Annotated in this window: 25 protein-coding genes; 17 read left to right on the forward strand and 8 right to left on the reverse strand. The window is 68.4% G+C overall.

Translation table 11 applies throughout. The features are described from left to right. Positions 1–69: 69 nt before the first annotated feature. Positions 70–582 carry a cupin domain-containing protein gene (locus H7H34_RS00770; protein ID WP_245164927.1) on the forward strand — a complete coding sequence of 171 codons (513 nt, stop codon included), beginning with the start codon at positions 70–72 and terminating at the stop codon, positions 580–582. A 19-nt stretch (positions 583–601) separates the two neighbouring features. On the opposite strand, the gene H7H34_RS00775 is transcribed toward H7H34_RS00770, so the two are convergent. Beyond that, complete coding sequence (locus H7H34_RS00775) at positions 602–1,252, reverse strand: LysE family translocator (protein ID WP_185923949.1); 651 nt, start codon at positions 1,250–1,252, stop codon at positions 602–604. Between the two features lie 247 nt (positions 1,253–1,499). Here H7H34_RS00775 and H7H34_RS00780 point away from each other — a divergent pair, with 247 nt between their 5' ends. After that, positions 1,500–3,239, forward strand: coding sequence for a SulP family inorganic anion transporter (locus H7H34_RS00780; protein ID WP_185923950.1), 1,740 nt, complete (start codon positions 1,500–1,502; stop codon positions 3,237–3,239). A 13-nt stretch (positions 3,240–3,252) separates the two neighbouring features. Here the strand turns inward: H7H34_RS00780 and H7H34_RS00785 are convergent, their stop codons facing one another. The 5 genes from H7H34_RS00785 to dnaK all read right to left on the reverse strand — a co-directional run bounded on the left by H7H34_RS00785 (position 3,253) and on the right by dnaK (position 8,554). After that, positions 3,253–3,858: a class I SAM-dependent methyltransferase gene (locus H7H34_RS00785; RefSeq protein ID WP_120270749.1), complete on the reverse strand. Its 606-nt coding sequence runs from the start codon at positions 3,856–3,858 to the stop codon at positions 3,253–3,255. A 111-nt stretch (positions 3,859–3,969) separates the two neighbouring features. Continuing rightward, positions 3,970–4,374, reverse strand: a complete 405-nt coding sequence (locus H7H34_RS00790; protein ID WP_185923951.1) for a VOC family protein — start codon at positions 4,372–4,374, stop codon at positions 3,970–3,972. A gap of 42 nt (positions 4,375–4,416) precedes the next feature. Beyond that, a complete protein-coding gene (dnaJ, locus tag H7H34_RS00795; protein WP_120270586.1) occupies positions 4,417–5,541 on the reverse strand; it encodes a molecular chaperone DnaJ in 1,125 nt (374 codons plus the stop codon). Then, positions 5,541–6,416: an FkbM family methyltransferase gene (locus tag H7H34_RS00800; RefSeq protein WP_185923952.1), complete on the reverse strand. Its 876-nt coding sequence runs from the start codon at positions 6,414–6,416 to the stop codon at positions 5,541–5,543. Before H7H34_RS00800 ends, dnaJ begins: the two co-directional genes overlap by 1 nt. Positions 6,417–6,631: 215 nt before the next feature. Further along, positions 6,632–8,554 (reverse strand): molecular chaperone DnaK, encoded by a 1,923-nt coding sequence (gene dnaK, locus H7H34_RS00805; RefSeq protein ID WP_120270584.1) that lies wholly within the window; start codon positions 8,552–8,554, stop codon positions 6,632–6,634. Between the two features lie 427 nt (positions 8,555–8,981). Here dnaK and H7H34_RS00810 point away from each other — a divergent pair, with 427 nt between their 5' ends. The 8 genes from H7H34_RS00810 to modC all read left to right on the forward strand — a co-directional run bounded on the left by H7H34_RS00810 (position 8,982) and on the right by modC (position 16,098). Next, positions 8,982–10,466 carry a SulP family inorganic anion transporter gene (locus H7H34_RS00810; protein ID WP_120270583.1) on the forward strand — a complete coding sequence of 495 codons (1,485 nt, stop codon included), beginning with the start codon at positions 8,982–8,984 and terminating at the stop codon, positions 10,464–10,466. Between the two features lie 19 nt (positions 10,467–10,485). After that, complete coding sequence (locus H7H34_RS00815; RefSeq protein ID WP_185923953.1) at positions 10,486–11,346, forward strand: universal stress protein; 861 nt, start codon at positions 10,486–10,488, stop codon at positions 11,344–11,346. A gap of 167 nt (positions 11,347–11,513) precedes the next feature. After that, complete coding sequence (pdxH, locus tag H7H34_RS00820; RefSeq protein WP_185923954.1) at positions 11,514–12,149, forward strand: pyridoxamine 5'-phosphate oxidase; 636 nt, start codon at positions 11,514–11,516, stop codon at positions 12,147–12,149. 129 nt (positions 12,150–12,278) lie between these two features. After that, a complete protein-coding gene (locus H7H34_RS00825) occupies positions 12,279–12,758 on the forward strand; it encodes a DUF992 domain-containing protein (RefSeq protein WP_120270580.1) in 480 nt (159 codons plus the stop codon). Positions 12,759–12,897: 139 nt separating this feature from the next. Continuing rightward, complete coding sequence (locus tag H7H34_RS00830) at positions 12,898–13,266, forward strand: winged helix-turn-helix domain-containing protein (RefSeq protein WP_185923955.1); 369 nt, start codon at positions 12,898–12,900, stop codon at positions 13,264–13,266. A 137-nt stretch (positions 13,267–13,403) separates the two neighbouring features. Continuing rightward, positions 13,404–14,207: a molybdate ABC transporter substrate-binding protein gene (gene modA, locus H7H34_RS00835; protein WP_245164929.1), complete on the forward strand. Its 804-nt coding sequence runs from the start codon at positions 13,404–13,406 to the stop codon at positions 14,205–14,207. Positions 14,208–14,299: 92 nt separating this feature from the next. Continuing rightward, a complete protein-coding gene (gene modB / locus H7H34_RS00840; RefSeq protein WP_185923956.1) occupies positions 14,300–14,995 on the forward strand; it encodes a molybdate ABC transporter permease subunit in 696 nt (231 codons plus the stop codon). Next, on the forward strand, positions 14,992–16,098 hold the full coding sequence (gene modC / locus H7H34_RS00845; RefSeq protein WP_120270577.1) for a molybdenum ABC transporter ATP-binding protein: 1,107 nt from the start codon (positions 14,992–14,994) through the stop codon (positions 16,096–16,098). The genes modB and modC overlap by 4 nt, the downstream gene beginning before the upstream one ends. 16 nt (positions 16,099–16,114) lie before the next feature. Here the strand turns inward: modC and H7H34_RS00850 are convergent, their stop codons facing one another. Then, positions 16,115–16,696: an NADPH-dependent FMN reductase gene (locus tag H7H34_RS00850; RefSeq protein WP_185923957.1), complete on the reverse strand. Its 582-nt coding sequence runs from the start codon at positions 16,694–16,696 to the stop codon at positions 16,115–16,117. Positions 16,697–16,834: 138 nt separating this feature from the next. Here H7H34_RS00850 and H7H34_RS00855 point away from each other — a divergent pair, with 138 nt between their 5' ends. After that, entirely contained in the window at positions 16,835–17,197 is a 363-nt protein-coding gene (locus H7H34_RS00855) for an MmcQ/YjbR family DNA-binding protein (RefSeq protein ID WP_371811332.1), read from the forward strand. Between the two features lie 15 nt (positions 17,198–17,212). Here H7H34_RS00855 and H7H34_RS00860 read toward each other — a convergent pair whose 3' ends face one another. After that, positions 17,213–17,665, reverse strand: a complete 453-nt coding sequence (locus tag H7H34_RS00860; protein ID WP_120270575.1) for an Lrp/AsnC family transcriptional regulator — start codon at positions 17,663–17,665, stop codon at positions 17,213–17,215. Between the two features lie 180 nt (positions 17,666–17,845). Between H7H34_RS00860 and H7H34_RS00865 the strand changes: the two genes are divergently transcribed. The 6 genes from H7H34_RS00865 to hslU all read left to right on the forward strand — a co-directional run bounded on the left by H7H34_RS00865 (position 17,846) and on the right by hslU (position 25,329). Then, the gene (locus H7H34_RS00865; RefSeq protein ID WP_185923958.1) at positions 17,846–19,054 is read left to right on the forward strand and encodes a methionine gamma-lyase; all 1,209 of its coding nucleotides are present in this window, start codon (positions 17,846–17,848) and stop codon (positions 19,052–19,054) included. A gap of 183 nt (positions 19,055–19,237) precedes the next feature. Further along, entirely contained in the window at positions 19,238–21,628 is a 2,391-nt protein-coding gene (locus tag H7H34_RS00870; protein WP_185926386.1) for a 1-deoxy-D-xylulose-5-phosphate synthase N-terminal domain-containing protein, read from the forward strand. Positions 21,629–21,809: 181 nt separating this feature from the next. Then, entirely contained in the window at positions 21,810–22,367 is a 558-nt protein-coding gene (gene hslV, locus H7H34_RS00875; RefSeq protein ID WP_120270573.1) for an ATP-dependent protease subunit HslV, read from the forward strand. Further along, on the forward strand, positions 22,357–22,899 hold the full coding sequence (locus H7H34_RS00880; RefSeq protein WP_185923959.1) for a GNAT family N-acetyltransferase: 543 nt from the start codon (positions 22,357–22,359) through the stop codon (positions 22,897–22,899). The genes hslV and H7H34_RS00880 overlap by 11 nt, the downstream gene beginning before the upstream one ends. Further along, positions 22,896–23,999, forward strand: coding sequence for a hypothetical protein (locus H7H34_RS00885; RefSeq protein WP_185923960.1), 1,104 nt, complete (start codon positions 22,896–22,898; stop codon positions 23,997–23,999). Before H7H34_RS00880 ends, H7H34_RS00885 begins: the two co-directional genes overlap by 4 nt. 25 nt (positions 24,000–24,024) lie before the next feature. Further along, positions 24,025–25,329 carry an ATP-dependent protease ATPase subunit HslU gene (gene hslU / locus H7H34_RS00890; protein ID WP_120270570.1) on the forward strand — a complete coding sequence of 435 codons (1,305 nt, stop codon included), beginning with the start codon at positions 24,025–24,027 and terminating at the stop codon, positions 25,327–25,329. Positions 25,330–25,351 lie beyond the last annotated feature (22 nt).

Consider the following 25,351-nt stretch of genomic DNA (forward strand, 5'->3'; position numbering starts at 1 on the left):
TTGCGGGGCTATGCATGGGGACGGGGCGGAGAGCACTCCGCCCGCTCCATCGCACCCGGAGGATCGACCATGGCCGACACGCCCGTTCACATGCCCGTCCTGCGGCTCGCCGATCTCGATTGCGTCACCCAGGCCCATGGCGCGACGTTCGAGACGCGGTTCGCCGCCATCGCCGCGCCGCTCGGTGCGCGCCGTCTGGGCGCGCGCTATGTCGAGGTGCCGGCCGGCAAGAAGGCCTGGCCGTTCCACTGCCACCACGCCAACGACGAGATGTTCGTGATCCTGTCGGGCTCCGGCACGCTGCGCTATGGCGACAAGTGCCATTCCGTTGCCGGCGGCGATGTCGTCGTCTGCCCCGCCGGCGGGCCGGAAACCGCGCATCAGCTGATCGCCGGAGCGGACGAGCCGCTGCGCTATCTCGCGGTCAGCACGATGAACGAGCCCGACGTTATGGAATATCCCGACAGCGGCAAGGTCACGGTCTTTGCCGGGGCCGCTCCCGGCGGCGACAAGGCGGCGCGGCGGGTGGCGCTCACCCTGCGCAAGGACAGCGCCGTCGACTACTGGGACGGGGAAGAGTAAGCCGCGAGGCGGCGGCGGGTCAGTCCCGCCGCTCCAGCGCCAGACGCAGCCCGAAACCGATCAGCACCGCGCCGGTCAGCCCGTCGAGCGTGCGGGTGACCGCAGGGCGCCTGAGCATGCCGGCGACGGGGCGGGTCGCCAGCGTCAGCAGCGCGAACCAGGCGGTGCCCATCGTCGCGTGGATCGCGGCGAGGCCTACGCTGAAGGCGACGACCGGAACGCCCTCGGCGGTGAACTGCGGCAGGAAGCTGATGTAGAACACGCCGACCTTGGGATTGAGCAGGTTGGTCAGCAGCCCGCGCCAGAACCAGCCACGGCCGCTGATGGCGCCATTGCCTTTCGCGCTTGCCGCCGCCGCGACCTGTTGCGCCCGTGTGGTCGACAGGGCCGCGCGCAGCATGCCGAAGCCGAGCCACAGGAGATAGAGTGCGCCGGCGATCCGCAGCAAGGTGTAGGCGGTCTCCGAGACCGCCAGAACCGCGCCGAGGCCGAGCGCGGCCATCAGCCCCCAGGCGAGAACGCCGGTGGAGACCCCGGCCCCGGCCAGCATGGCACGGCGCGGCCCTTCCACGGCCGCTGTGCGCAGCACGAGTGCGGTGTCGAGGCCGGGCGTCAGGGTGAGAAGCGCGGCGGCAACCGAAAAGGCGAGAACGGCGGAAAGCGGATCCATCGGCAGCATCCTGGCGAAAGCGGCGCCCGCAAGGGTGCAGGCACGATCCGTAAAGGGATCGCACGGCCCTGCCGGCCGGCCAAGCGGTTTTCTTTCAGCCCGGAGTGAGGTCCGTTCGCTCCAGAGAGCACGTGTCTGATCCCGGCTCAGCAGTTCTGCGTATTGCATGGCCACAGTGCGAGGGCCGATGCTTGCGCACCAACCAGATGCCCGCATGCGGGCGGGCTCCCGACATATGAGATCCGCGATGACCGCCACCGGACAGGATGCGCGCAAGGGATCGGCGCATCGTTCCGCCTCCCGACCGGCCGCCCTCGACCCGGCCGCCCTGTTCACCCCCAAGCTCGTGACCGTCCTCAGGGAAGGCTACGGCCTTGCTGCCCTGCGCGCCGACGCGGTCGCCGGCCTTACGGTCGCCATCGTCGCGCTGCCGCTGTCGATGGCCATCGCCATCGCCTCCGGCGTCACCCCGGCGCAGGGCCTCTACACCGCCATCGTCGGCGGCTTCCTCGTCTCCGCGCTGGGCGGCAGCCGTTTCCAGATCGGCGGGCCGGCGGGCGCCTTCATCGTGCTTGTCGCCGCGACGGTGATGCAGCACGGCGTCGACGGGCTGATCCTGGCGACCTTCCTATCGGGCCTGATCCTGGTCGGCGTCGGGGCCTTGCGGCTCGGCACCTATATCAAGTTCATTCCCTGGCCGGTGACCGTCGGGTTCACCGCCGGCATCGCGGTGATCATCCTCGCCTCGCAGGTGAAGGACCTGCTGGGCCTGACGCTGGCCGGGCCCGAGCCCGGCCCCTTGCTGGAAAAGCTGCCGGTGCTGTGGCGGGCCCTGCCGGGTCTTGATCCGGCAGCGGCGCTGCTTGCCGGCGGCACCATCGCCGTGATCCTCGTGCTGAAGCGCTGGCGGCCGCACTGGCCGGGCCTGCTGATCGCCATCGTGCTCGCCTCCCTCGTCACCTGGGCAGCCGGTCTGCCGGTCGCCACCATCGGCTCGCGCTTCGGCGGCATCCCGAGCGGGCTGCCGGTGCCGGCCCTGCCGGATCTGTCGATGGAGAAGATCCTCGCCGTGCTGCCGGCGGCCGTTTCCTTCGCGCTGCTCGGCGCCATCGAATCGCTGCTGTCGGCGGTGGTTGCCGACGGCATGAGCGGGCGCCGCCACCGCTCCAATTGCGAGCTTGTCGGCCAGGGCGTTGCCAATATGGGCTCGGCGCTGTTCGGCGGCTTCTGCGTCACCGGCACCATCGCCCGCACCGCGACCAATGTGCGCGCCGGCGCCATCGGCCCGGTCGCCGGCATGCTGCATGCCCTGTTCCTGCTGGCCTTCATGCTGCTGGCCGCGCCGCTCGCCTCCTATATCCCGCTGGCCAGCCTTGCCGGCCTGCTTGCCGTGGTCGCCTGGAACATGGCCGAGCGCCACGCCATCGCCGTGCTGCTGCGCACCTCGCGGGGCGATGCCCTGGTCTTCGCGGTGACCTTCCTGCTGACGATCTTCCGCGACCTGACCGAGGCCATCGTCACCGGCTTCGCGCTCGGCTCGGTGCTGTTCATCCACCGCATGTCGCAGATCGCCGGCGTGCGCCGCCTGCCGCTGGTCTCGGAAGACCGGGCGGACACCAGCGCCGACGGCGGCCTGCCCTATGACGGCTCGGCGGCCGATCCGCAGGTCGTGGTCTATCGCATCACGGGGGTGTTCTTCTTCGGCGCGGCGTCGTCCATCGGGTCGGTGCTGGAGAGCATTTCCGACACGCACAGGGCGCTGGTGGTCGATTTCTCGGCCGTACCCTTCCTGGATTCAACCGGAGCGAACACGGTCGCAGGCCTTGTCGACAAGGCTTCGCGGCGCGGCGTTGCGGTGGTTCTGTGCGGTCTGGAGGAGAGCCTGCGCCGCCCGCTGGAGGCGCAGGGCGTGAGGGAGCCGAAAGTGACCTTCGCCGCCAGCGTGGAGGCGGCGCTTGCCGAACTGGAAGCGGGCGCGAAGAGCTGAGGCTGAAGGGGGGTCAGGAGGTCCGGCGGTAGACCCACACGCGTGCGGGCGGCAGGTTCTTGACGATCCAGCCCGTGCGCTGCACCGAGAAGGTCTCCGGCTCCGGAGCGATCGGCGGCACCAGGGCATAGGAGAACTGGATGAACGGGGCGCCGGGCTGCAGCAGCTCGAACGCCTGCATCAGGAGCGCGCGGCGCTCTTCCTTGGGGCGCGAGAACAGCGGCATGGAGGAGACGATGCTCGCCAGCGAGCCCGGCTCCACATCGGCCAGCGTGTCGCGCAGCCGGTAAGCGTCGCCCTGCACGATGGCCATGTCGCCGTAGCGGCGCGCCAGAAGGCGGCAGAAGTCGTCGCTGTATTCCAGCGCGATGACGCGGCTTTGCGGAATGCCGCGCTCGAGAATGGCATGGGTGACGACGCCGGTGCCCGGGCCGAGTTCCAGTACCGGGCCGGGGCGCTCGACTTCCACGAAGCTGGCCATGCGGCGGGACAGGTCGGGACCGGAGGGGCTTACCGCACCGGTGGTCAGCGGCTTTTCCGCCCAGTTGCGCAGGAAACGGAACTCGTCGGCAATCTTGGCCGAGAGGCCTTTGACCTTGCGGGCAGAAACGTCGTGCATGCTGAAATCCATCCCTTTTGAAACCCGGAGGCAGGCCCGTAGCATGCTCCGCTCGCGAAAGTGGTCCCCGGCCGTGGTGAAATCAAGGCAAGGCTGGTTGCGCGAGCGGTTTTAATCGCCGCTGACATTGTCCGGGCGCATGAAGACGAAGGCAAGCTTGTTGCCGTCGGGATCGCGCACATAGCCGCCGAAGAAGGCGGGGCCGTATTGCGGACGGGGGCCCGGAGCCCCCTCGTCGCTGCCGCCATTGGCAAGGGCCGCTGCGTGAAGCTGCCGGACCATCGCCTCGGAGGAGGCACGCAGGGCGAGCATCGCGCCATTGCCGACCGAGGCGGGGGCGCCGTCGAACGGCGCTCCGACGACCAGGGCGCCGCGTGCCGGATCGTCGAACGAGCCCCATGCCGCGCCGGTCTCGCCGCTCCAGCAGCGCGGCGCGCCGAGGATGTCCATCAGGGCGTCGTAGAAGCGGCTTGCCTGGGCAAGGTCGCTGGTGCCGAGTGTCGCATAACAGAACATCGTCAGCCCCTTGCCGTGTCAGGCTGTCCCTCTCGGGACGGCTCAGTTTCCGAGATTGTCGAGGAAGTCCTTCACCCTGGAGAAGAAGCCGCTCGATTCGGGATGGGTCTCGCCGGAGGATTCCTGCTCGAACTCTGCGAGCAGCTCGCGCTGGCGGCGGGTCAGGTTGGTCGGCGTCTCCACCGTTACCTGGATATAGGCGTCGCCGAACTGCTGCGAGCGCATGACCGGCATGCCCTTGCCCTTCAGGCGGAACTGCTTTCCGGTCTGGGTGCCTTCCGGCACCTTCACCCGCATGGTCTCGCCGCCGAGCGTCGGCACCTCGAACTGGCCGCCGAGCGCGGCGGTCGTCATCGACACCGGCACGCGGCAGTAAAGGTCCGCCCCGTCGCGCTGGAAGAAGGCGTGCGGGCGGATCGACAGGAAGATGTAGAGATCGCCGGAGGGGCCGCCGCGCAGGCCGGCCTCGCCCTCGCCGCCGAGACGGATGCGGGTGCCGTCCTCGATGCCGGCGGGAATGTTCACCGACAGGGTGCGGTTGACGGTGCGCCGGCCGGCGCCCTGGCAATCGGGGCAAGGATCGGAGATCACCTGGCCGCGCCCCTGACAGGCGGTGCAGGTACGCTCCAGCGTGAAGAAGCCCTGGGAGGCGCGCACCCGGCCCGAGCCGCCGCACATGCGGCAGATGGTCGGCGAGCTGCCGGGCTTGGCGCCGGAGCCGGTGCAGGTCTCGCAGGTGATCGAGGTGGGCACCTCGATTTCCACGGTCTTGCCCGCATAGGCTTCCTCGAGCGAGATCTCGAGATTGTAGCGCAGGTCCGCGCCGCGATCGCGCCCGCCGCGCCGTCCGCCGGACATGCCGAAGAACTCGTCGAAAATGTCCGACATGGCCGAGGCGAAGTCGCCGGGACCGCCGCCGCGCCCGCCGCCGAAGCCGCCGTTTTCGAAGGCGGCATGGCCGAAGCGGTCATAGGCGGCGCGCTTCTGCTCGTCCTTCAGCGTGTCGTAGGCTTCGCTGATTTCCTTGAAGCGGTTCTCCGCCTCCGCGTCGCCCGGATTGCGGTCCGGGTGATATTGCATGGCCAGCTTCCGGTAAGCGCTCTTGAGCACCGTTCCGTCCGCGTCGCGGGCAACGCCCAGGACCTCGTAGTAGTCACGCTTTTCCATCAGGATGTCCCATCGCTTCGCCCCGCGCGAAGGCGCAGCAGGGCGTTCAGCCGCGTGCGGCTGGCAAGTTCGTATCCGTTGTCGAGGCAAAGGCGCACGACGGGGGGCAGCTCCTCGCGCTTGCCGGCCTCCACCACGATCATCCGCGGCCACAGGCCGGCGGGAGCTGCAGTGAACAGGCCGCGCAGGGCCGCCTCGTCATGCCCCTCCAGATCCACCTTCATCGCGTCGATGCGGGCGATGCCGCGCCGGGCGCAGATCTCGTGGATCGGCAGGATCTCGAACGTGTCGGCTTCGCCCTCGCCGGCGGCGCGCACCTGGTGCTCGCCGCGATTGCCCTCATGCGCCAGCATGGCACCGCGCCCGGCATGCTCGCCGACGGCGCAGGCCGCGACCATGACGCTGTCGCCGGCATCCGAGGCCGCGATATTGGCTTCCAGCCGCGCCCGCGTGCCGACATCCGGCTCCACCGCCAGCACCACCACCTCGCGCGACAGCTCGCGTGCGACGCTGACCATCCACAGGCTGTAGAGGCCGACATTGGCGCCGAGATCGAGGAAGACGAAGGGGCTGGAGGGGGAGGCGGCGAAAGCCTCGCGCAGGGCCTCGCGCTCGGCCCGGTCGAACAGCTGCGGGCCGGCGACGGCGCGCTTTTCGCAGCGGTTGCCGGCCGGGTAGAGCCGTGCCCGGATCTGCGGGAAGACCTCGACGTCGAACGGGCCGGGCTTGCCGCCCGTCACGATCCGGCGCAGCAGCGACACGCCGATGCGGCCCAGCCGGTTGCCCGGCAATACGCCGGCAAGGCGGCGCGCCGCCCTTGCGAGCGGCGGCAGCGCATGGGTGCCGTAGGGCGGTTCGAGCGTCGGCTGCCTCATGCCCGGATGTCACTCTCCAGCGTCTTGGTCGCGCCGGCTCGTGCCGGCGGCGGAAGGTCCGCCGGGGGCGGCGGACCGGATCACAGTCCCTTGAATAACGGCAAGGGCAGCCGGACGAAAGGCCCGCTGCCCCTTGCGGCCGGACCTTTGGGCCCGGCAGGCCGGCGGCGCGGCGCGTCCCGAAAACAGGGAGGCTGCGCCGCCGGTCAGTCAGGTCAGGCGGACTTCTTGTCGTCCTCGTCGCGCACTTCCTCGAAGTCCGCGTCGACAACATCGTCATCCGCCTTGGAGGCGTCGTCGCCACCGGCAGCCTCGCCGGCTTCCTCGGCTGCCTGGGCCGACTTGTACATCGCCTCGCCGAGCTTCATCGAAGCTTCGGCCAGCGCCTGGGTCTTGGCCTGGATATCCTCCAGGTTTTCGCCCTCAAGCGCCGTCTTGAGGTCGGCAAGAGCCGTCTCGATTGCGCCCTTCTCGTCGGCCGAGACCTTGTCGCCGTAGTCCTTCAGCGACTTCTCGGTCGAGTGGAGGAGCGCCTCGCCCTGGTTCTTGGCCTCGACGAGCGACTTGCGCTTCTTGTCCTCGTCGGCATGCGCCTCGGCGTCCTTCACCATCTTCTCGATGTCGGCGTCGCTGAGGCCGCCCGAGGCCTGGATGCGGATCTGCTGCTCCTTGCCGGTGCCCTTGTCGCGCGCCGACACGTTGACGATGCCGTTGGCATCGATGTCGAAGGTCACCTCGACCTGCGGCACGCCGCGCGGCGCCGGCGGGATGCCGACCAGATCGAACTGGCCGAGCAGCTTGTTGTCCGCCGCCATCTCGCGCTCGCCCTGGAAGACCCGGATCGTCACCGCGGTCTGGTTGTCCTCGGCGGTGGAGAAGGTCTGGCTCTTCTTGGTCGGGATCGTCGTGTTGCGATCGATCAGACGGGTGAAGACGCCGCCCAGGGTCTCGATGCCGAGCGACAGCGGGGTCACGTCGAGCAGCAGCACGTCCTTGACGTCGCCCTGCAGCACGCCGGCCTGGATCGCCGCGCCCATGGCCACGACCTCGTCCGGGTTCACGCCCTTGTGCGGCTCCTTGCCGAAGAAGGTGGTCACGACCTCCTGGATCTTCGGCATGCGGGTCATGCCGCCGACGAGAACGACCTCATCGATCTGGCCCGCGGCGATGCCGGCATCCTTGAGCGCGGCCTTGCACGGCTCGATCGTGCGCTGGACGAGATCCTCCACGAGGCTCTCGAACTTGGCGCGGGTCAGCTTCATCGTCAGGTGCTTCGGCCCGGAGGCGTCGGCGGTGATGAAGGGCAGGTTGATCTCGGTCTGCGACGACGAGGACAGTTCGATCTTGGCCTTCTCGGCCGCCTCCTTGAGGCGCTGAAGCGCGAGCTTGTCGTTCTTCAGGTCGATGCCCTGGTCCTTCTTGAACTCCGAGGCGAAGTAGTCGACGAGGCGCATGTCGAAGTCCTCGCCGCCGAGGAACGTGTCGCCGTTGGTCGACTTCACCTCGAAGACGCCGTCGCCGATCTCCAGGATCGACACGTCGAACGTACCGCCGCCGAGGTCATAGACCGCGATGGTCTTGCCGTCGTTCTTGTCGAGACCGTAGGCGAGCGCTGCCGCCGTCGGCTCGTTGATGATGCGCAGCACCTCGAGACCGGCGATCTTGCCGGCGTCCTTGGTGGCCTGGCGCTGGGCGTCGTTGAAATAAGCCGGAACGGTGATGACCGCCTGCTCGACCTTCTCGCCGAGATAGCTTTCGGCGGTTTCCTTCATCTTCTGCAGGATGAAGGCGGACACCTGCGAGGGAGAATACTTCTCGCCGCTCGCCTCGACCCAGGCATCGCCGTTGTCGGCGCGCACGATGTTGTACGGGACGAGCTTCTTGTCCTTCTCGACGGTCGGGTCTTCGTAGCGGCGGCCGATCAGGCGCTTCACCGCGAAGAGCGTGCCGGTCGGGTTCGTGACCGCCTGGCGCTTTGCCGGCTGGCCGACGAGCCGCTCGCCGTCGTCGTTGAAGGCGACCATGGACGGGGTCGTCCGCGCGCCTTCGGAATTCTCGATGACCTTGGGAGTCTTGCCGTCCATGACGGCGATGCACGAGTTGGTCGTGCCGAGGTCGATACCAATGACCTTTGCCATATTACCCTCTCTTTCCAGCAAGCCGGTCGGACCCGTTACGGCATCGGACCGGCCCCTCTTTTCGGTTCATGGTGACGGACCGGCCGCGGGGCAGGCCCGCATGTCGGAACACGTCGGCAGAACGTGACCGCTATATATGTTGGGCGCTTGCGCATCGCAAGGCTGGCGCGCCGGGCAGATCCATCGCCCTCTCTGGCGCGCATGTGCGCCGGCAGCCGGCTCACGATAGCAGGAAATGGCGGCGGACTGCCCATGTTGCAATGCAGCGCAAACCTCCGTAGAAGTGCCGCTACGTAGTCCGCCGGAGGGCGGCCTTGCATTCCTTGCGCCCTCTCGCGCCCTGCCGCCCCGGGTGCCGGCCCTCCACGACCCGAACTCATCGCATGGCGGCGCTCCGGCGCTGCCCGGCACCAGACCGGATGGCCTGATGTTTTCCCTGTCCGCCTATGCGCAGGACTGGACCGGCAATGTCCGCAAGGACCTCTTGGCCGGCCTCGTCGTCGCGCTTGCCCTCATTCCCGAGGCGATCGCCTTTTCCATCATCGCCGGCGTCGACCCCAAGGTCGGCCTCTATGCCTCTTTCTCCATCGCGGTGATCACCGCCGTGGTCGGCGGCCGCCCCGGCATGATCTCCGCCGCCACCGCCGCCACCGCCGTGCTGATGGTCACGCTGGTGAAGGAGCACGGCCTGCAATACCTGCTCGCCGCAACCGTGCTGGCCGGCCTGTTGCAGATCATCGCCGGCCTCCTGCGGCTCGGTGCGGTGATGCGCTTCGTCTCGCGCTCGGTGATGACCGGTTTCGTCAACGCGCTCGCCATCCTGATCTTCATGGCGCAGCTGCCCGAGCTGATCGGCGTGACCTGGCTGACCTATGTGATGGTCGCAGCCGGCCTTGCCATCATCTACCTGTTTCCGCGCCTGACGACGGCGGTTCCCTCGCCGCTGGTCTGCATCCTGGTGCTGACCGCGCTTACCCTGGCGCTGGGGCTGGACGTGCGCACGGTCGGCGACATGGGCGCGCTGCCCGACACGCTGCCCGTCTTCCTGATCCCCGACATTCCGCTGACCCTCGAGACGCTGCTGATCATCCTGCCCTATTCGGCGGGCGTTGCCGCGGTCGGCCTGCTCGAATCGCTGATGACGGCGGCCATCGTCGACGATCTCACCGACACGCCGAGCGACAAGAACCAGGAATGCATCGGCCAGGGCATCGCCAATGCGGCGACCGGCTTCATCGGCGGCATGGCCGGCTGCGCCATGATCGGCCAGTCGATGATCAACGTGAAGTCGGGCGGGCGCGGGCGCCTGTCGACCTTCGCGGCCGGCGCGATCCTGCTGTTCCTGATCGTCGTGCTGGGCGAGTGGGTCGGCCGGATCCCGATGCCGGCGCTGGTGGCGATCATGATCATGGTGTCCGTCGGCACGTTCAGCTGGTCCTCGATCCGCAATCTGAAGGACCATCCGCGCTCCTCCTCCATCGTCATGGTGGCGACGGTGGCCGGCGTGGTGCTGACCCACAATCTCGCCATCGGCGTGCTGATCGGCGTGCTGCTGTCCGGCATCTTCTTCGCCTGGAAGATCGCGCAGATCTTCCGCGTCACCTCCAGCCTGTCGGCGGACGGGCGTACCCGCACCTATGTGGTCGAGGGGCAGGTGTTCTTCGCCTCGGCCGAAGCCTTCACCAAGGCTTTCGACTTCCGCGAGGTGCTGGAAAAGGTGATCATCGACGTCAGCCGGGCGCATATCTGGGACATCTCGGCGGTGGCCTCGCTCGACATGATCGTGCTGAAGTTCCGCCGCGAGGGCGCCGAGGTCGAGATCGTCGGCATCAACGAGGCGAGCGAGACCATCGTCGACCAGCTCGCCATCCACGACAAGCCGGGCGCGCTCGAACGCCTGATGGGCCATTGAGCCGAGCGGAGGACACCCCATGACGAAACTGATCGCGCTGGTGGACGGCTCCGTCTATTCCCGCAGCGTCTGCGAGCATGCCGCCTGGATTGCGGCGCGTGCCGGCGAGGGCGCGCGCGTCGAGCTGCTGCATGTGCTCGGCCGGCGCCAGGCCGAGGGCGGGGCGGCGAACCTGTCCGGCAACATCGCGCTCGGCGCCCGCACGGCGCTGCTCAACGAACTGGCCGAGCTCGACGAGCGGGCGGCGAAGCTTGCCAAGGCGCGCGGCCGTGCGATCCTCGACGACGCGGCGAAGGTACTGGACGAGGCCGGCGTTGCCGACGTGACGACGCGGTTGCGCTCCGGCGACCTGGTCGAGACGCTGGCCGAGGCGGAAGCGGATGCGGATTTCGTCATCGTCGGCAAGCGCGGCGAGGCGGCGGATTTCGCAAAGCTGCATCTCGGCTCCAACCTGGAGCGGATCGCCCGCAGTGCCCGCAAGCCGGTCTTCGTGGCCGCGCGCGCCTTCCGCCCGATCAAGCGCCTGATGATCGCCTATGACGGCGGCGCCAGCGCGCTGAAGGCCGTCGACCACATCGCCCGCAGCCCGATCCTTGCCGGTCTCGACTGCCATCTGCTGATGGTCGGCCAGGAGACCGCGGAAGCGCGCCGCAGCCTGGACGGGGCCACGGCGATGCTGCGGGGCGGCGGCTTCGCCGTCACCGCCGGCATCCGCTCCGGCCAGCCGGAGACGGTGATCTCGGACGCGGTGGAGAGCGAGGGCATCGACCTTCTGGTCATGGGCGCCTACGGCCATTCGCGGATCCGCTCGCTGATCATCGGCTCGACGACGACGGAGATGATCCGCTCCTGCAAGATCCCGATCCTGCTGTTCCGCTAGGTCAGTTGTCTCGTCGTGATCCGGTGTCCCTGCGATGCGCTGTCGCGCCCGCGGGGCGGGGCTCTTCGCACGACTGGAAAAGCCGCCGGGCTGCGATATAAGGCATCGAGGGCGGGACACATATGTCCCGCTGTCCGACTGGTCCTGACAGGGAGAGGCACGAGGCCATGAGCAGCGAGAGCGAGACGGCAGGGCGGGACGATCTGGACGCACAGGTCGCGGCGGGCGATCCCTTCGCTCTGTTCGGCGAGTGGCTGGAGCTTGCCAGCGCCAAGGAGCCGAACGACCCGAACGCCATGGCCCTGGCCACCACCGGCGCCGACGGCCTTCCGGACGTGCGCATGGTCCTGCTCAAGGGCTTCGACGAGAACGGCTTCGTTTTCTACACCAACACCCAGTCGCAAAAGGGCGGCGAGCTGGCCGAGAACATGCAGGCCGCCGGCGTGCTGCACTGGAAGTCACTGCGCCGCCAGGTCCGCTTTCGCGGGCCGGTCGAGATGGTGAGCGCCGAGGAGGCGGACGCCTATTTCGCCTCCCGTCCGCGCGACAGCCGGATCGGCGCCTGGGCGAGCCAGCAGTCGCGGCCGCTGGAAAGCCGCTTCGCGCTGGAAAAGGCCGTGGCGAAGCAGGCTGCCCGCTTTGCCATCGGCGAGGTGCCTCGTCCCGACTACTGGACCGGCTTCCGCATCCGCCCGGTCTATATCGAGTTCTGGATGGACCGCCCCTTCCGCCTGCATGACCGGCATGTCTTCCGCCGTGCGCGGCCCGAAGGCGGGTGGACGACCCAGCGTCTCTACCCGTAAGCGGAATTTTCTCTCTCTGCGCCAAGAGAGCACGGAACCTTTTCCAGGCCCGGCCGTTATCTCGCCAGCAACCCGATGCGGTCGCCGGGACGAGCGGCCGCGCCAAGACTGGAGAGACCCGTGCGCAGCATGATCCGCCTCACCGGAACCGCCCTTCTCACCCTGCTTGTCTCCACCCCGATGGCAGTCGCGCAGGACAGCGCGCCGGGTGTCGAGATCGGCAAGCTCACCTGCGATGTGCAGGGCACCAGCAGCTTCATCGTCGGCGGCACCAACGAGCTCAGCTGCGCCTACGAGCCGGCCGACGGCAGCGCGGCGACCTTCTATCGCGGCGAGAGCCGGGAGTTCGGTCTCAACATCGGCTCGCTGACCGACGCGACCCTGGTGTGGGGCGTGTTCGCACCGGCCGCCAACACCGATCCGGGCGCGCTGGCCGGCAGCTATGCCGGCGTGACGGCAGGCGCGAGCCTGGGCGCCGGCCTGAAGGCCAATGCGCTGCTCGGCGGCCTCGACGAGTCGATCGCCCTCAATCCCTTGAGCGTAGAAACCCAGACCGGCACGAACCTGACGCTCGGCGTCACCTCGCTGGTCCTCGAACCCGCCGGCTGACGGCCGGGGGCTGCCGGCGGAACCGGCACCGTTCATGGCGCGGTGGGCAGAAGATGCCCGCCGCGCCTCTTTTCGTTTTCCCCCAAGCTTGCCCCGCGCCCCGATTTCCTCCCTGTCGCAAAGCGTCTAGGCTTCCCTCATGAGCAAGGATGACCAGACGGTCGGGGTGCGCCTGCGCCTCGTCTTCGAACCCGATGCAGCCTTCGGACCCGGCAAGGCGGACCTGCTGGAAGGCATCGCCGCGACCGGTTCGATCGCCGCCGCCGGTCGTCGCATGGGCATGAGCTACAAGCGGGCCTGGATGCTGGTCGAGCAGCTCAACGCCATGTTCGCCGCGCCCCTGGTGGAAAGCTCGCGCGGCGGGGCGAGCGGCGGCGGCGCGCGGCTGACGGAGGCCGGGGAGGCGGTGCTCGACCTCTACCGGGCAATGGAGGCGAAGGCGCGCGCGGCGGGCAGTCAGGAGATCGCCGGCCTGCGGGCGCTGCTGCGCGAGGCCCCTGACAGCTAGCCCGCCTCCGGTATCGATATGTTTGAACGGAAATAACGCTTGCGCTACTGATGCCGCCAAGCGATATTGCCACTCGAACATAACGCTTGCCGCCGGGACGACACCCGCCGCCCCGTCCGGGAGAGGGAGACCTGCCGATGCCTTTCGCCTTTCGCCACATGGTTTCGTCGCGGCTGCGGCCTGCGGCCCTGCTGCTTGCCGCGACGCTGGCGCTGACGGCCGGCCAGGGCGCTGCCCGGGCCGAGGACATCCTGGTCTTCGCCGCCGCCAGCCTGAAGAACGCCATGGACGAGATCGCGCCGGGTTTCGAGGCGGCGACGGGCGACAGGCTGGTGGTGTCGCTGGCAGGCTCCTCTGCGCTGGCGCGCCAGATCCAGGCGGGCGCTCCGGCAGACCTCTTCATTTCCGCCAACAAGAACTGGATGGACACGCTCGAGGCCGACGGCCTCGTGCAGTCCGGGACCCGCGTCGACCTGCTCGCCAACTCCATCGTGCTCATCGCCCACGGCAAGGACACCTCCCCCGTCGAGATCTCCCCCGCTCTCGACCTCGGCGCCCTGGTCGGGGAGGGCAGGCTGGCCATGGCGCTGGTCGACGCGGTGCCCGCGGGCGTCTACGGCAAGGCCGCGCTGGAGGGGCTCGGCCTGTGGGAGAGCGTGTCGCCGAAGGTGGCACAGGCCGACAACGTGCGCGCAGCTCTCGCCCTCGTTGCCGCCGGAGAGGCGCCTTACGGCATCGTCTATGCAACGGATGCGGCCGCCGAGGACGATGTCGCGGTCGTCGGCACCTTTCCCGCCGACAGCCACCCGCCGATCGTCTATCCTGCAGCCGTGATGGCGCAGAGCGGCAAGCCCGCCGCGGCAGCAGCCCTTGCCTATCTGCGCGGACCGGAAGCCCGGGCCGCCTTCGAGAAGCAGGGCTTCGTCGTTCTGGGCGAGTGAGCCCGGAGCTCTGCGCGACGTATCGCCCGGGCCGGGTGCAAACACCGGCGCGGGCGCTTCGCTGACCGGGACACGATCGGGATCGGGGCCGCATGGAGTATCTCAGTCCAGAGGAATGGAGCGCCGTCGCGCTGTCCCTGCGCGTCTCCTTCTGGGCAACACTGGTCAGCCTGCCGCTCGGCATCCTCGTCGCCATGCTGCTCGCCCGCGGCGACTTTCCCGGCAAGCAGCTGCTCAACGGCATCGTCCATCTGCCCCTGATCCTGCCGCCCGTCGTCACAGGTTATCTTCTGCTTGCCACCTTCGGCCGCCGCGCTCCGGTCGGTAGTTTCCTGCATGACGCGTTCGGCCTCGTCTTCGCCTTCCGCTGGACCGGCGCGGCGCTTGCCGCCGGCGTCATGGCCTTTCCGCTGATGGTCCGTGCGATCCGCCTCGCCATCGAGGCGGTCGATCCCAAGCTGGAACAGGCCGCCGGAACGCTCGGCGCCTCGCGGACGATGGTCTTCGCCACCGTCACCCTGCCGCTGATCCTGCCCGGCATCATCGCCGGCTCGGTGCTGGCCTTCGCCAAGGCGATGGGCGAGTTCGGCGCCACCATCACCTTCGTCTCCAACATTCCCGGCGAGACCCAGACCCTGCCGTCGGCGATCTACGCCTTCCTGCAGGTGCCCGGCGGCGAGGCGTCGGCTGCCCGGCTGGTCATGGTCTCGGTCATCGTGGCGATGGCCGCGCTGTTGCTGTCGGAGTGGGTGAGCCGGCTCGTCGCCCGCAGGATTCGCGGCGCATGAGCCTATCCGTCGCCATCCGCCACGCCTTTTCCGGCTTCGCGCTCGACGTCGCCTTCGACGCGCCGGCCGGCGTCACCGCCCTGTTCGGCCGCTCCGGCTCGGGCAAGACCACGGTGGTCAACGCGCTGGCCGGACTGATCGCGGTCGATGCCGGCCATGCCAGGGTCAACGGCGACACGCTGTTCGATACGCGCGAGCGCGTGTTCTTGGCCCCGCATCGCCGCCGCATCGGCTATGTCTTCCAGGAGGCGCGGCTCTTCCCGCATATGACCGTGCGCCAGAACCTCGGCTATGGCCGCTGGTTCGCCCGCCGGAAAGGGGGCGAGGTCGCCGACATGGAGAGCGTGGTGGAGATGCTGGGCATCGGCGCGCTGCTGGCCCGCCGGCCGGGCACCCTGTCGGGCGGTGAGCGCCAGCGCGTCGCCATCGGCCGGGCGTTGCTGAGCGCGCCCCGCCTCTTACTGATGGACGAGCCGCTCGCCTCGCTCGACGAGGCCCGTAAGACCGAGATCCTGCCCTATCTGGAGCGGCTCAGCCGCGAGACGAAGGTGCCGATCCTCTATGTCAGCCATTCGGTCGCCGAGGTCGCGCGGCTCGCCACCACGGTGGTCGCCATCGCCGAGGGGCAGGTGGTGCGCTCGGGAACGCCCACCGAGGTTCTGAGCGATCCGCAGGCCGTGCCGACGCTGGGCGTCCGCGATGCCGGCGCGGTCATCGGTGCCGCGGTCACCGCCCATCATCCCGACGGGTTGAGCGAACTGGCGATTTCCGGCGGCCGGTTGCTGCTGCCGCAGGTGGCGGCGGCGCAGGGCGCCCGCGTGCGGGTGCGCATCCATGCGCATGACGTGATGCTGTCGTTGACGCCGCAGGAGGGCATCTCGGCGCTGAACCAGCTTCCCGTCGAGGTCGTCTCGCTGCGCCGGGGCGACGGGCCGGGCGTCATCGTCCAGCTGCGCTGCGGCAGCGACAGGCTGCTCGCCCGCATCACCCGCCGCTCCGCCGATGCGCTGGGCCTTGCGCCCGGCCTTGCCTGCCACGCCATCCTCAAGTCTGTCGCGGTGGCGCAGGAGGATGTGTGGATCGAGGGGAAGGACGGGCGCTAGAGCAACGCCGCGCGGATTACCCGCGCAGCTTCACCTCTTCGATCAGCCGGTTGACCATGTCCTGGACCATGCCGGCGGCGCGCTCGTTGGTGAGTTCGCCATGCTCGTCGAAGGCCGAACCGGCGCTGGGCACGGTCGCCATGTTAGGGATCACCAGCGCGCCGAGGCCGATCTCCATGATCGTGCGCAGGCCCATCAGGCCGCGCATGCCGCCGAGCGCTCCGGTGGAGGCGGCGCCGAGCGCGAAGACCCGGTTGCGGAAGGCGGCCGCCGGCGGCTCGCCCTCGCCCGACAGGCGCGAGACCCAGTCGAGCGTGTTCTTCAGCAGCGGCGTCACGGCGGTGTTGTATTCCGGCGAGGCGATGAAGACGCCGTTGTGCTGCTGGAACACCGCCTTCAGCTTGCGCGCGTTCTCCGGCACGCCCTTCTCGGCCTCCAGGTCGCCGTCGTAGATCGGCAGCGGATAGTCGGCGAGGGAGATCTGAGTCACCTTGGCATCGGCCATGGCGGCGTATTTGGCGACCAGCGCGGCGAGCTGCGTGTTGTAGGATCCGGTGCGAATCGAACCGGACAGCACGAGAATGCGGACGTCTTTCATCGGTACCCCTTGGCATGTTTCTTGTGATCGACCCGCGGCGGGCGTCGTGTCCCGCACGCGTGTCATCCTGTCGCCCGAGCATATATGGTTGCAGGCGCCGCTGGCCAGTGCAGCCCGGAAAGCGGGAGGCGAGGGATGATGGCACTGAGCAGGGCCGAGTTCGACGCGGCATGCGCCGCCTTGCCGGCCACGACCCATGTGGAGCAGTGGGGCGGGGCCTCGGTGTGGAAGGTCGGCGGCAAGATCTTCGCGATTTGCTCGTCCTGGGGCGAGGGGGCGAATGACGCCATCGCCTTCAAGTGCTCGGACCTGACCTATCGCATCCTGACCGAGCTGCCGGGCGTGGTGCCGGCGCCTTATCTCGCCCGTGCCTCCTGGGTGCAGGTGCGCGCCGGCGCCGAACTCGATGCGGAGGACATCCGCGCTCATCTCGCTGAAGCGCACCGGCTGGTCGCCGCGAAGCTGACCCGCGCGCTGCGCCGGGACCTGGGACTGGAGTGAGCCTGGGATCGGGGGCTACCCCGGCAGCACCTGCGAGTGCTTGACCGTGCCGAAGGCGAAGCTCGATTCCAGCGAGGCGATGCAGGGGATCTTGTGGATCCGCCGGCGCATGAAGCTTTCGTAGTCGGCGAGCGAGGCGACCACCACCTTGAGCAGGTAGTCGCGGTCGCCAGCCAGCAGGTAGCAGTCCATGATCTCCTCGATGCCGGCCACAGCCTGCTCGAAGGTCGCGACCGTTTCCTCGGTGTGCGGCGACAGCCTCACTTGCAAGAACACGGTCACCGGCAGCCCGTAGGCCTGCGGGTCGACCACCGCCGCATAGCCGGAAATGATGCCGGCCTTTTCCAGGTTGCGCACCCGCCGCAGGCAGGGCGAGGGCGACAGGCCCACCCTTTCGGACAGCTCCTGGTTCGTCAGGCGTCCGTCCTTCTGCAATTCGCGCAATATGCGACGGTCAATATCATCCATGTTCCGGCTCCGTAATGGCAGTATCTGCCAATCTGAATGCTTTAAGAGGCAAAATACGCCAGAAACAGCCTTTCACGAAATCATAGACTGCGCTCAGCAATTCGGGAAACGGCAGGCTAGGATACGGGGGCGATACCGCCCGCGCTCTCGCTGCCTGCACCCGGTAGAGGAGCCTTCGCCATGACCCGCAGCAACCGTCCGCTCGGCTTTGCCACCCGCGCCATCCATCACGGCTACGATCCGCACGCCAACGAGGGCGCGCTGACGCCGCCGGTGCACATGACCTCGACCTTCGCGTTCGAGACCGCGGAAGCGGGCGGCGAGATGTTTGCCGGCGAGCGGGCGGGTCATGTCTACACGCGCATCTCCAACCCGACCTTGGCGCTGCTGGAAGACCGCATGGCGGTGCTGGAAGGCGGCGAGGCGGCCATCGCCTTCGCCTCAGGCATGGGCGCAATCACCGCGGTGATGTGGACCTTCCTGTCGCCGGGCGACGAGATCCTGGTCGACAAGACGCTCTACGGCTGCACCTTCGCCTTCTTCCGCCATGGGCTGGCGAAGTTCGGCATCACCGTCACTCATGTGGACATGCGCGACCCGCAGAACGTCGCGGCCGCGATCTCGCCGCGCACCCGCATCGTTTATTTCGAGACGCCGGCCAACCCGAACATGCGCCTCGTCGACATCGCCGCCGTTTCGCGGATCGCCCGCGCGGCCGGTGCCCGCACCGTGGTCGACAACACCTATGCGACGCCGGTGCTGACCCGGCCGCTGGAACTGGGCGCCGACATCGTCGTTCATTCGGCCACCAAGTATCTGGGCGGCCATGGCGACCTGATCGCCGGCATCGCGGTGGGCGCGGCCGAGGACATGCATCAGGTGCGGCTTGTCGGACTGAAGGACATGACCGGCGCGGTGATGGCGCCCCTGACCGCGCATCTGATCATGCGCGGGCTGAAGACGCTGGAGCTGCGGATGGAGCGTCACTGTGCCAGCGCGCAGGCCGCCGCGCAGCTGCTGGAGGACCACCCCGCTGTCGCCGCCGTCCACTACCCGGGCCTGCCCGGCTTTGCCCAGCATGCGCTGGCCGCGCGCCAGATGCCGGGCTTCGGCGGCATGATCGCCTTCGAGCTGGTCGGCGGCATGCGGTCCGGCATCGAGTTTCTCGACGCGCTGGGCCTTGCCCGCCGCGCCGTCAGCCTCGGCGATGCGGAAACGCTGGTCCAGCACCCGGCCAGCATGACGCACTCGACCTACACGCCGCAGGAACGGCAGGAACACGGCATTTCCGACGGGCTGATCCGCCTGTCGGTCGGGCTGGAAACGCCGGAGGACATTCTTGCAGACCTCGCCCAGGCGCTCGACAAGGTCTGGCGCGTCGCCGCCTGAGCGGGCGATTCCGGGAGCCGAAGCTCCGGCAGGCTGGGCAATTTTTGCATCGGTTTTGGCCTGCCGGAGATCGATTTCGGAAAGATTTTGGCGCAAAAAAGAAAAAAGCGAACAAAATTCGCCCGATGCCGCCCTTATGGTTGTCGTCCCTGCGGCAAGACGCGCGCGAAGGCAAAGGCAGTGATGGACAGCACCCGCAAGGCCGAATTGAAGGCCATCGAGAAAAAACTCCTGTGGCTCGCCTGCTGGACGATCCACAACGCCAACCATTTGAGGGAAAAGGGAGACGGCCTGAAGGTCGGCGGCCATCAGGCCTCCTGCGCCTCGATGGTGTCGATCATGACGGCGCTCTATTTCGACTGCCTTCGCCCGCAGGACCGGGTGGCGGTGAAGCCGCACGCCTCGCCGGTCTTCCATGCCATGCAGTATCTGGCCGGCAACCAGACGCGCGAGAAGCTGGAGGCGTTCCGCGCCTATGGCGGCGCGCAGTCCTATCCCAGCCGCACCAAGGACATCGACGACGTCGATTTTTCCACCGGCTCGGTCGGCCTGGGTGTCGCCATCACTGCGTTCTCCTCAATGGTGCAGGATTATTTGGCCGCCAAGCCCTGGGCCGCGAAGCGCCCCGAGGGGCGGATGATCGCGCTGGTCGGCGATGCCGAGCTCGACGAGGGCAACATCTACGAGGCGCTGCAGGAAGGCTGGAAGCACGGCCTGCGCAATACCTGGTGGATCATCGACTACAACCGCCAGAGCCTCGACGGCGTCGTTCGCGAGGGGCTGGCCGGGCGGATCGAGGCGATCTTCGGCGCCTTCGGCTGGGACGTGGTGCGGCTGAAATACGGCGCGCTGCAGAAGGCGGCCTTCGAGGAGCCGGGCGGCGAGGCCCTGCGCAGCTGGATCGACGGCTGCCCCAATGCGCTCTACTCGGCGCTCGCCTTCCAGGGGGGCGCTGCCTGGCGCAAGCGCCTGCTCGACGATATCGGCGACCAGGGCGATGCGACGGCGCTGATCGAGCGGCGGAGCGATGCCGAGCTGCAGGAGCTGATGACCAATCTCGGCGGCCATTGCCTGGAGACGCTGGGCGAGACCTTCGCCGAACAGGCGCGCCATGACCGGCCGACCGCCTTCGTCGCCTACACGATCAAGGGCTGGAACACCCCGCTCGCCGGCCACAAGGACAACCATGCCGGCCTGATGACACCTGGCCAGATGGAAGAGTTCCGCGCCACCATGAAGGTGCGCGAGGGGCACGAATGGGACCTCGCCGAAGGCCTCGAAATGGACGAGGCGGCGCTGCGCGAGGCGGTGCTGTCGACGCCGTTCTTCGCCGCCGGCCGCCGCCGCCACCATGCCGAGCCGGTGGCGACCACCGGCCCGGTCGCGCTCGACGACAAGGTGCTGTCGACCCAGGCCGGTTTCGGCAAGATCCTCGACCAGATCGCCCGCTCGGATTCGAAACTTGCCGAGCGCATCGTCACGACCTCGCCGGACGTGACCGTTTCCACCAATCTCGGCCCCTGGGTGAACCGGCGCGGCCTGTTCGCCCGCGACGCGGTGGCCGACACGTTCCGCGACGAGCGCATCCCCTCGGCGCAGAAGTGGGCCTTCTCGCCGGAAGGCCAGCATATCGAGCTCGGCATCGCCGAGATGAACCTGTTCCTGCTCCTGGGCGCGGCGGGCCTGTCGCATTCGCTGTTCGGCGAGCGGCTGATCCCGGTCGGCACGCTCTACGATCCGTTCATCTCCCGCGGTCTCGATGCGCTGAACTATGCCTGCTACCAGGATGCCCGCTTCCTGCTGGTCGCAACGCCCTCGGGCGTGACGCTGGCGCCGGAGGGCGGCGCGCACCAGTCGGTCGCAACGCCGCTGATCGGCATGAGCCAGGACGGGCTTGCCTCGTTCGAGCCGGCCTGGCTGGACGAGCTGTCGACCATCATGGACTGGAGCTTCGACTACCTGCAGCGCGACGGCGAGGGCGATCCGGACGAGCGCACCTGGCTGCGCGACGAGACCGGCGGCTCGGTCTATCTGCGCCTGTCGACAAGGGCGCTGGAACAGCCGATGCGCCGCGACGACGAGGCGTTCCGCCGCGGTGTCATCGACGGTGCCTACTGGCTGCGCGAGCCGGGTCCCAATTGCGAGGTGGTGATCGCCTATCAGGGCGCGGTCGGGCCGGAAGCCATCGAGGCGGCGGGCCGCATCGGTGGCGACCGCCGCGACATCGGCGTGCTGGCGGTGACCTCGGCCGACCGGCTCAACGCCGGCTGGCATGCGGCGATGCGCATGCGCAAGCGCGGCCACCGGGGCGCCATGAGCCATATCGAGCGGCTGCTGTCGCCGCTGCCGGCCCATTGCACGATGATCACGGTCATCGACGGCCACCCGGCGACGCTGGCCTGGCTCGGCTCGGTCTGCGGCCATCGCACCGCGGCGCTGGGCGTCGAGCATTTCGGCCAGACCGGCACCATCGCCGACCTCTACCACCACTTCGGCATCGACGCGGATGCCATCGTCGCGGCCGCTTCCGAGCTTGCGCCGGGCCGCCCCGTGCGGCTGGTCAACCCGCTCTGAGGCGGGGCGGCACGCCCGCTGACATTCCTGTTGCCTGCAAGGCGCCTGTAGCGGGCGGGGGATTTGCATTCCCCGCCCGGCTGCTTACATAGGCACTCCGGGGACGACTCCGAGGGGCGGCCCGGCCGGGTCGCGCCTTGCTTCCCCGCGCCCCGAACGACCTGGCAGGAGACGACAGCGCATGCAGGCACAGCACGATCCCACGGGCTGGCACGGCACCACCATCCTCAGCGTCCGCAAGGGCGGCAAGGTGGTCATCGCCGGCGACGGGCAGGTCTCCCTCGGCCAGACCGTGATCAAGCATACGGCACGCAAGGTGCGCCCGCTCGCCAAGGGTGAGGTCATCGCCGGTTTCGCTGGCGCCACGGCCGACGCCTTCACGCTGTTCGAGCGCCTCGAAGCCAAGCTCGAGCAATATCCGGGACAGCTGATGCGTGCCTGTGTGGAGCTGGCCAAGGACTGGCGGACCGACCGCTACCTGCGCCGCCTCGAGGCGATGATGCTGGTGGCCGACAAGTCGGTGTCGCTGGTGCTGACGGGAACCGGCGACGTGCTGGAACCGGAAGGCGGCGTCATGGGCATCGGCTCTGGCGGCAATTATGCGCTGGCCGCGGCCCGCGCGCTGGCCGACACCGACATGGATGCCGAGACCATCGCCCGACGGGCCATGGCGATCGCCGCAGAGATCTGCGTCTACACGAACGGCAACCTCACCATCGAGACACTGGATGCCGATTGATCCGCAGCGCATCGGCTTCCGGCCGGTCGGGACTGCCGACCTGCCGCTGCTGGCCGGGTGGATGGAAACCCCGCACTGGCGCCGGTGGTGGGGCGAGCCGCAAACCGAGCTCGGCTACATCCGCGACATGATCGAGGGGCGGGACACGACCGAGCCCTGGCTGTTCACGCTGGATGGCCGCGAGGCCGGCTACATCCAGGTCTGGTACGTGGACGACAACAAGGGGCCCGAAATCGTTGCCGAACATCCCTGGCTCGGCGAGCTGCCCGCCGGGGCGGTCGGGGTCGACCTGTCCATCGGCCGCGAGGAAGATCTGTCCCGCGGCATCGGTTCGGCGGTGCTGATGGCTTTCGTCGCGCTGCTGCGCGCGCGGGGACACACGCAGATCGTGATCGACCCGGATGCGGAGAACGGCCGAGCCTGTCGTGCTTACGAGAAGGCCGGCTTCCGGCCGCTGGCGCATCTGGCCGGTCGCACGGGCGAGGCGCTGATCATGGAACATGTCGAAGGTGCCGGGGAGGTTCGCCCATGACCGCCCGGCTCGATCCGGCACGGCTGGAGGCCGCCGTCGGTCTCGGCATCGTGACCCGCCAGCAGGCCGACCGCCTCGCAGAGTTCTGGATCGTCCCGCTACCGCAGGCCGGTGCCGCGGAGACGGTGGATGCGGCCGCGGACATTCCCGACGGGGTCTCTCATGCGGATGCGGAGGAGGTCCGCTTCGCGCGCGGCTTCCACGACATCTTCATTTCCATCGGCATCCTCGTGTTCCTGTTCGGCCTCGTCTTCGGCCTGCGCGACCAGGAACCGCCCTATCTGGTGACGGGCGTCGCAGCCGCCGCGGTCTGGGGGCTGTCCGAGATTTTTGCCAAGCGACTGCGGCTCGCCCTGCCGTCCTTCCTGCTGACGGTGGCTTTCGCGCCGCTGCTGCTGATCGCCTGTACCGGCTTTGTCACCGGGGGACATCCGCTGTTCAGCCAGGCGATCGTCAACACCGATCTGCCGCTCTACATGATCGTCCCGACATTGCTCGGCATTGCCGGCGGCGTCCTCCACTACTGGCGCTTTCGGGTGCCGGTCGGGATTGCCATCGTTGCTTGTACCGTGCTGTTCCTGGCCGCCTTGACCATAGAAACGGCCGTGCCGGGTCTGCTGGAGGCGGGGGCCGCCTGGTTCACGCTCGCGGCCGGACTGGCGACCTTCGTGGTCGCCATGCGCTACGATGCGCGCGATCCGCGCCGGATCACGGTGGCGAGCGACAAGGCGTTCTGGCTGCACCTGCTCGCCGCGCCGCTGGTCGTCCATTCGGTCCTGCTGCTGGCGATCGACGGCGTGGAGGCGATGGAAGCGACCGACGCGCTGGTTGCCATCGCCCTGTTCCTGGCGCTCGCTTTCGTAGCTGTCGTCGTCGACCGGCGGGCGCTGCTGGTCTCCGGGCTCGGCTATTTCGGCATCGCCATCGGCCAGCTGATGACCGAGGCGCAGTTTTCCGGCGAGACCAGCCTTGCCATGACCCTGATCCTTTTGGGCTGCTTCATCCTGTTGCTGGGATCGGCCTGGCGGGTGGTGCGCCGGGTGCTTTGCCGCCCCTTGCGCGGCACCGCCCTTGCCCGCGCCGTCCCGGCCTTCGACTGAGCTTCATCGAGAGAAAGACACGGCTATGACCACTTTGTCCCCACGTGAGATCGTCTCCGAGCTGGACCGCCACATCGTCGGCCAGAAGGACGCCAAGCGCGCCGTCGCCATCGCCCTGCGCAACCGCTGGCGCCGGCAGCAGCTGGACGACAGCCTCCGCGAGGAGGTGATGCCGAAGAACATCCTGATGATCGGCCCCACCGGCGTCGGCAAGACGGAGATCTCGCGCCGGCTGGCCAAGCTGGCGAACGCACCCTTCGTCAAGGTCGAGGCGACCAAGTTCACGGAAGTGGGCTATGTCGGCCGCGATGTGGAGCAGATCGTCCGCGATCTGGTCGAGGCCGGCATCGCGTTGGTGCGCGTCGCCAAGCGCAAGGCGGTTGAGGCCAAGGCCCATCTGCAGGCCGAGGAGCGGGTGCTGGAGGCGCTGGTCGGCAAGGGCGCAAGCCCGGCCACCAAGGACAGCTTCCGAAAGAAGCTGCGCGAGGGCGAGCTGGACGACAAGGAAATCGAGATACAGGTGCGGGCGGCCCCGCAGATGCCGAGCTTCGAGATGCCCGGCATGCCCGGCGCGAGCGTCGGCGTGATGAACATCTCCGACATGCTCGGCAAGGCGTTCGGCGGCCAGACCAAGCCGCGCCGCGTCTCCGTGCGCGACAGCTACCAGATCCTGTTGGAGCAGGAGGCCGATGCGCTGCTCGACGAGGACAAGGTTGTCGAGGAAGCCATCCATCTGGTGGAAAATGCCGGCATCGTCTTCCTCGACGAGGTCGACAAGATCTGCGCGCGCGGCGAGCGCATGGGCGGCGACGTCTCCCGCGAGGGCGTGCAGCGCGATCTGCTGCCCTTGATCGAGGGTACGGTCGTCTCCACCAAGCACGGGCCGGTCAAGACCGACCACATCCTGTTCATCGCCTCCGGTGCCTTCCACGTCGCCAAACCGTCGGATCTCTTGCCGGAGCTGCAGGGTCGCCTGCCGATCCGCGTCGAACTGAGGGCGCTGACCAAGGACGATTTCCGCGCGATCCTGACCGACACCGAAGCCAGCCTGATCAAGCAGTATGTCGCACTGCTGGCGACGGAGGAGGTGGAGCTGACCTTCACCGAAGACGCGATCGAGGAGATCGCCTCCATCGCCGTCGACCTCAACTCGACGATCGAGAACATCGGCGCGCGGCGGCTGCAGACTGTGATGGAGCGGATCCTCGACGAGGTGTCCTTCGTCGCCCCGGACATGGCCGACCGCCAGGTGACCATCGACGCGGCCTATGTGCGCAAGAACATCGGCGAGCTGGCCAAGAACGTCGACCTGTCGAGGTTCATCCTGTGATCCTCGGCAAGGTTTCTGACGG

Origin of the sequence: Stappia sp. 28M-7, from assembly GCF_014252955.1 — a bacterium.
Classification (GTDB): domain Bacteria; phylum Pseudomonadota; class Alphaproteobacteria; order Rhizobiales; family Stappiaceae; genus Stappia.

Coding starts and splice junctions, on each gene's coding strand:
- H7H34_RS00770 (WP_245164927.1), top strand. CDS start 70: ATGGCCGACACGCCCGTTCACATGCCCGTCCTGCGGCTCGCCGATCTC.
- H7H34_RS00775 (WP_185923949.1), bottom strand. CDS start 1,252: ATGGATCCGCTTTCCGCCGTTCTCGCCTTTTCGGTTGCCGCCGCGCTT.
- H7H34_RS00780 (WP_185923950.1), top strand. CDS start 1,500: ATGACCGCCACCGGACAGGATGCGCGCAAGGGATCGGCGCATCGTTCC.
- H7H34_RS00785 (WP_120270749.1), bottom strand. CDS start 3,858: ATGCACGACGTTTCTGCCCGCAAGGTCAAAGGCCTCTCGGCCAAGATT.
- H7H34_RS00790 (WP_185923951.1), bottom strand. CDS start 4,374: ATGTTCTGTTATGCGACACTCGGCACCAGCGACCTTGCCCAGGCAAGC.
- dnaJ (WP_120270586.1), bottom strand. CDS start 5,541: ATGGAAAAGCGTGACTACTACGAGGTCCTGGGCGTTGCCCGCGACGCG.
- H7H34_RS00800 (WP_185923952.1), bottom strand. CDS start 6,416: ATGAGGCAGCCGACGCTCGAACCGCCCTACGGCACCCATGCGCTGCCG.
- dnaK (WP_120270584.1), bottom strand. CDS start 8,554: ATGGCAAAGGTCATTGGTATCGACCTCGGCACGACCAACTCGTGCATC.
- H7H34_RS00810 (WP_120270583.1), top strand. CDS start 8,982: ATGTTTTCCCTGTCCGCCTATGCGCAGGACTGGACCGGCAATGTCCGC.
- H7H34_RS00815 (WP_185923953.1), top strand. CDS start 10,486: ATGACGAAACTGATCGCGCTGGTGGACGGCTCCGTCTATTCCCGCAGC.
- pdxH (WP_185923954.1), top strand. CDS start 11,514: ATGAGCAGCGAGAGCGAGACGGCAGGGCGGGACGATCTGGACGCACAG.
- H7H34_RS00825 (WP_120270580.1), top strand. CDS start 12,279: ATGATCCGCCTCACCGGAACCGCCCTTCTCACCCTGCTTGTCTCCACC.
- H7H34_RS00830 (WP_185923955.1), top strand. CDS start 12,898: ATGAGCAAGGATGACCAGACGGTCGGGGTGCGCCTGCGCCTCGTCTTC.
- modA (WP_245164929.1), top strand. CDS start 13,404: ATGCCTTTCGCCTTTCGCCACATGGTTTCGTCGCGGCTGCGGCCTGCG.
- modB (WP_185923956.1), top strand. CDS start 14,300: ATGGAGTATCTCAGTCCAGAGGAATGGAGCGCCGTCGCGCTGTCCCTG.
- modC (WP_120270577.1), top strand. CDS start 14,992: ATGAGCCTATCCGTCGCCATCCGCCACGCCTTTTCCGGCTTCGCGCTC.
- H7H34_RS00850 (WP_185923957.1), bottom strand. CDS start 16,696: ATGAAAGACGTCCGCATTCTCGTGCTGTCCGGTTCGATTCGCACCGGA.
- H7H34_RS00855 (WP_371811332.1), top strand. CDS start 16,835: ATGGCACTGAGCAGGGCCGAGTTCGACGCGGCATGCGCCGCCTTGCCG.
- H7H34_RS00860 (WP_120270575.1), bottom strand. CDS start 17,665: ATGGATGATATTGACCGTCGCATATTGCGCGAATTGCAGAAGGACGGA.
- H7H34_RS00865 (WP_185923958.1), top strand. CDS start 17,846: ATGACCCGCAGCAACCGTCCGCTCGGCTTTGCCACCCGCGCCATCCAT.
- H7H34_RS00870 (WP_185926386.1), top strand. CDS start 19,238: ATGGACAGCACCCGCAAGGCCGAATTGAAGGCCATCGAGAAAAAACTC.
- hslV (WP_120270573.1), top strand. CDS start 21,810: ATGCAGGCACAGCACGATCCCACGGGCTGGCACGGCACCACCATCCTC.
- H7H34_RS00880 (WP_185923959.1), top strand. CDS start 22,357: ATGCCGATTGATCCGCAGCGCATCGGCTTCCGGCCGGTCGGGACTGCC.
- H7H34_RS00885 (WP_185923960.1), top strand. CDS start 22,896: ATGACCGCCCGGCTCGATCCGGCACGGCTGGAGGCCGCCGTCGGTCTC.
- hslU (WP_120270570.1), top strand. CDS start 24,025: ATGACCACTTTGTCCCCACGTGAGATCGTCTCCGAGCTGGACCGCCAC.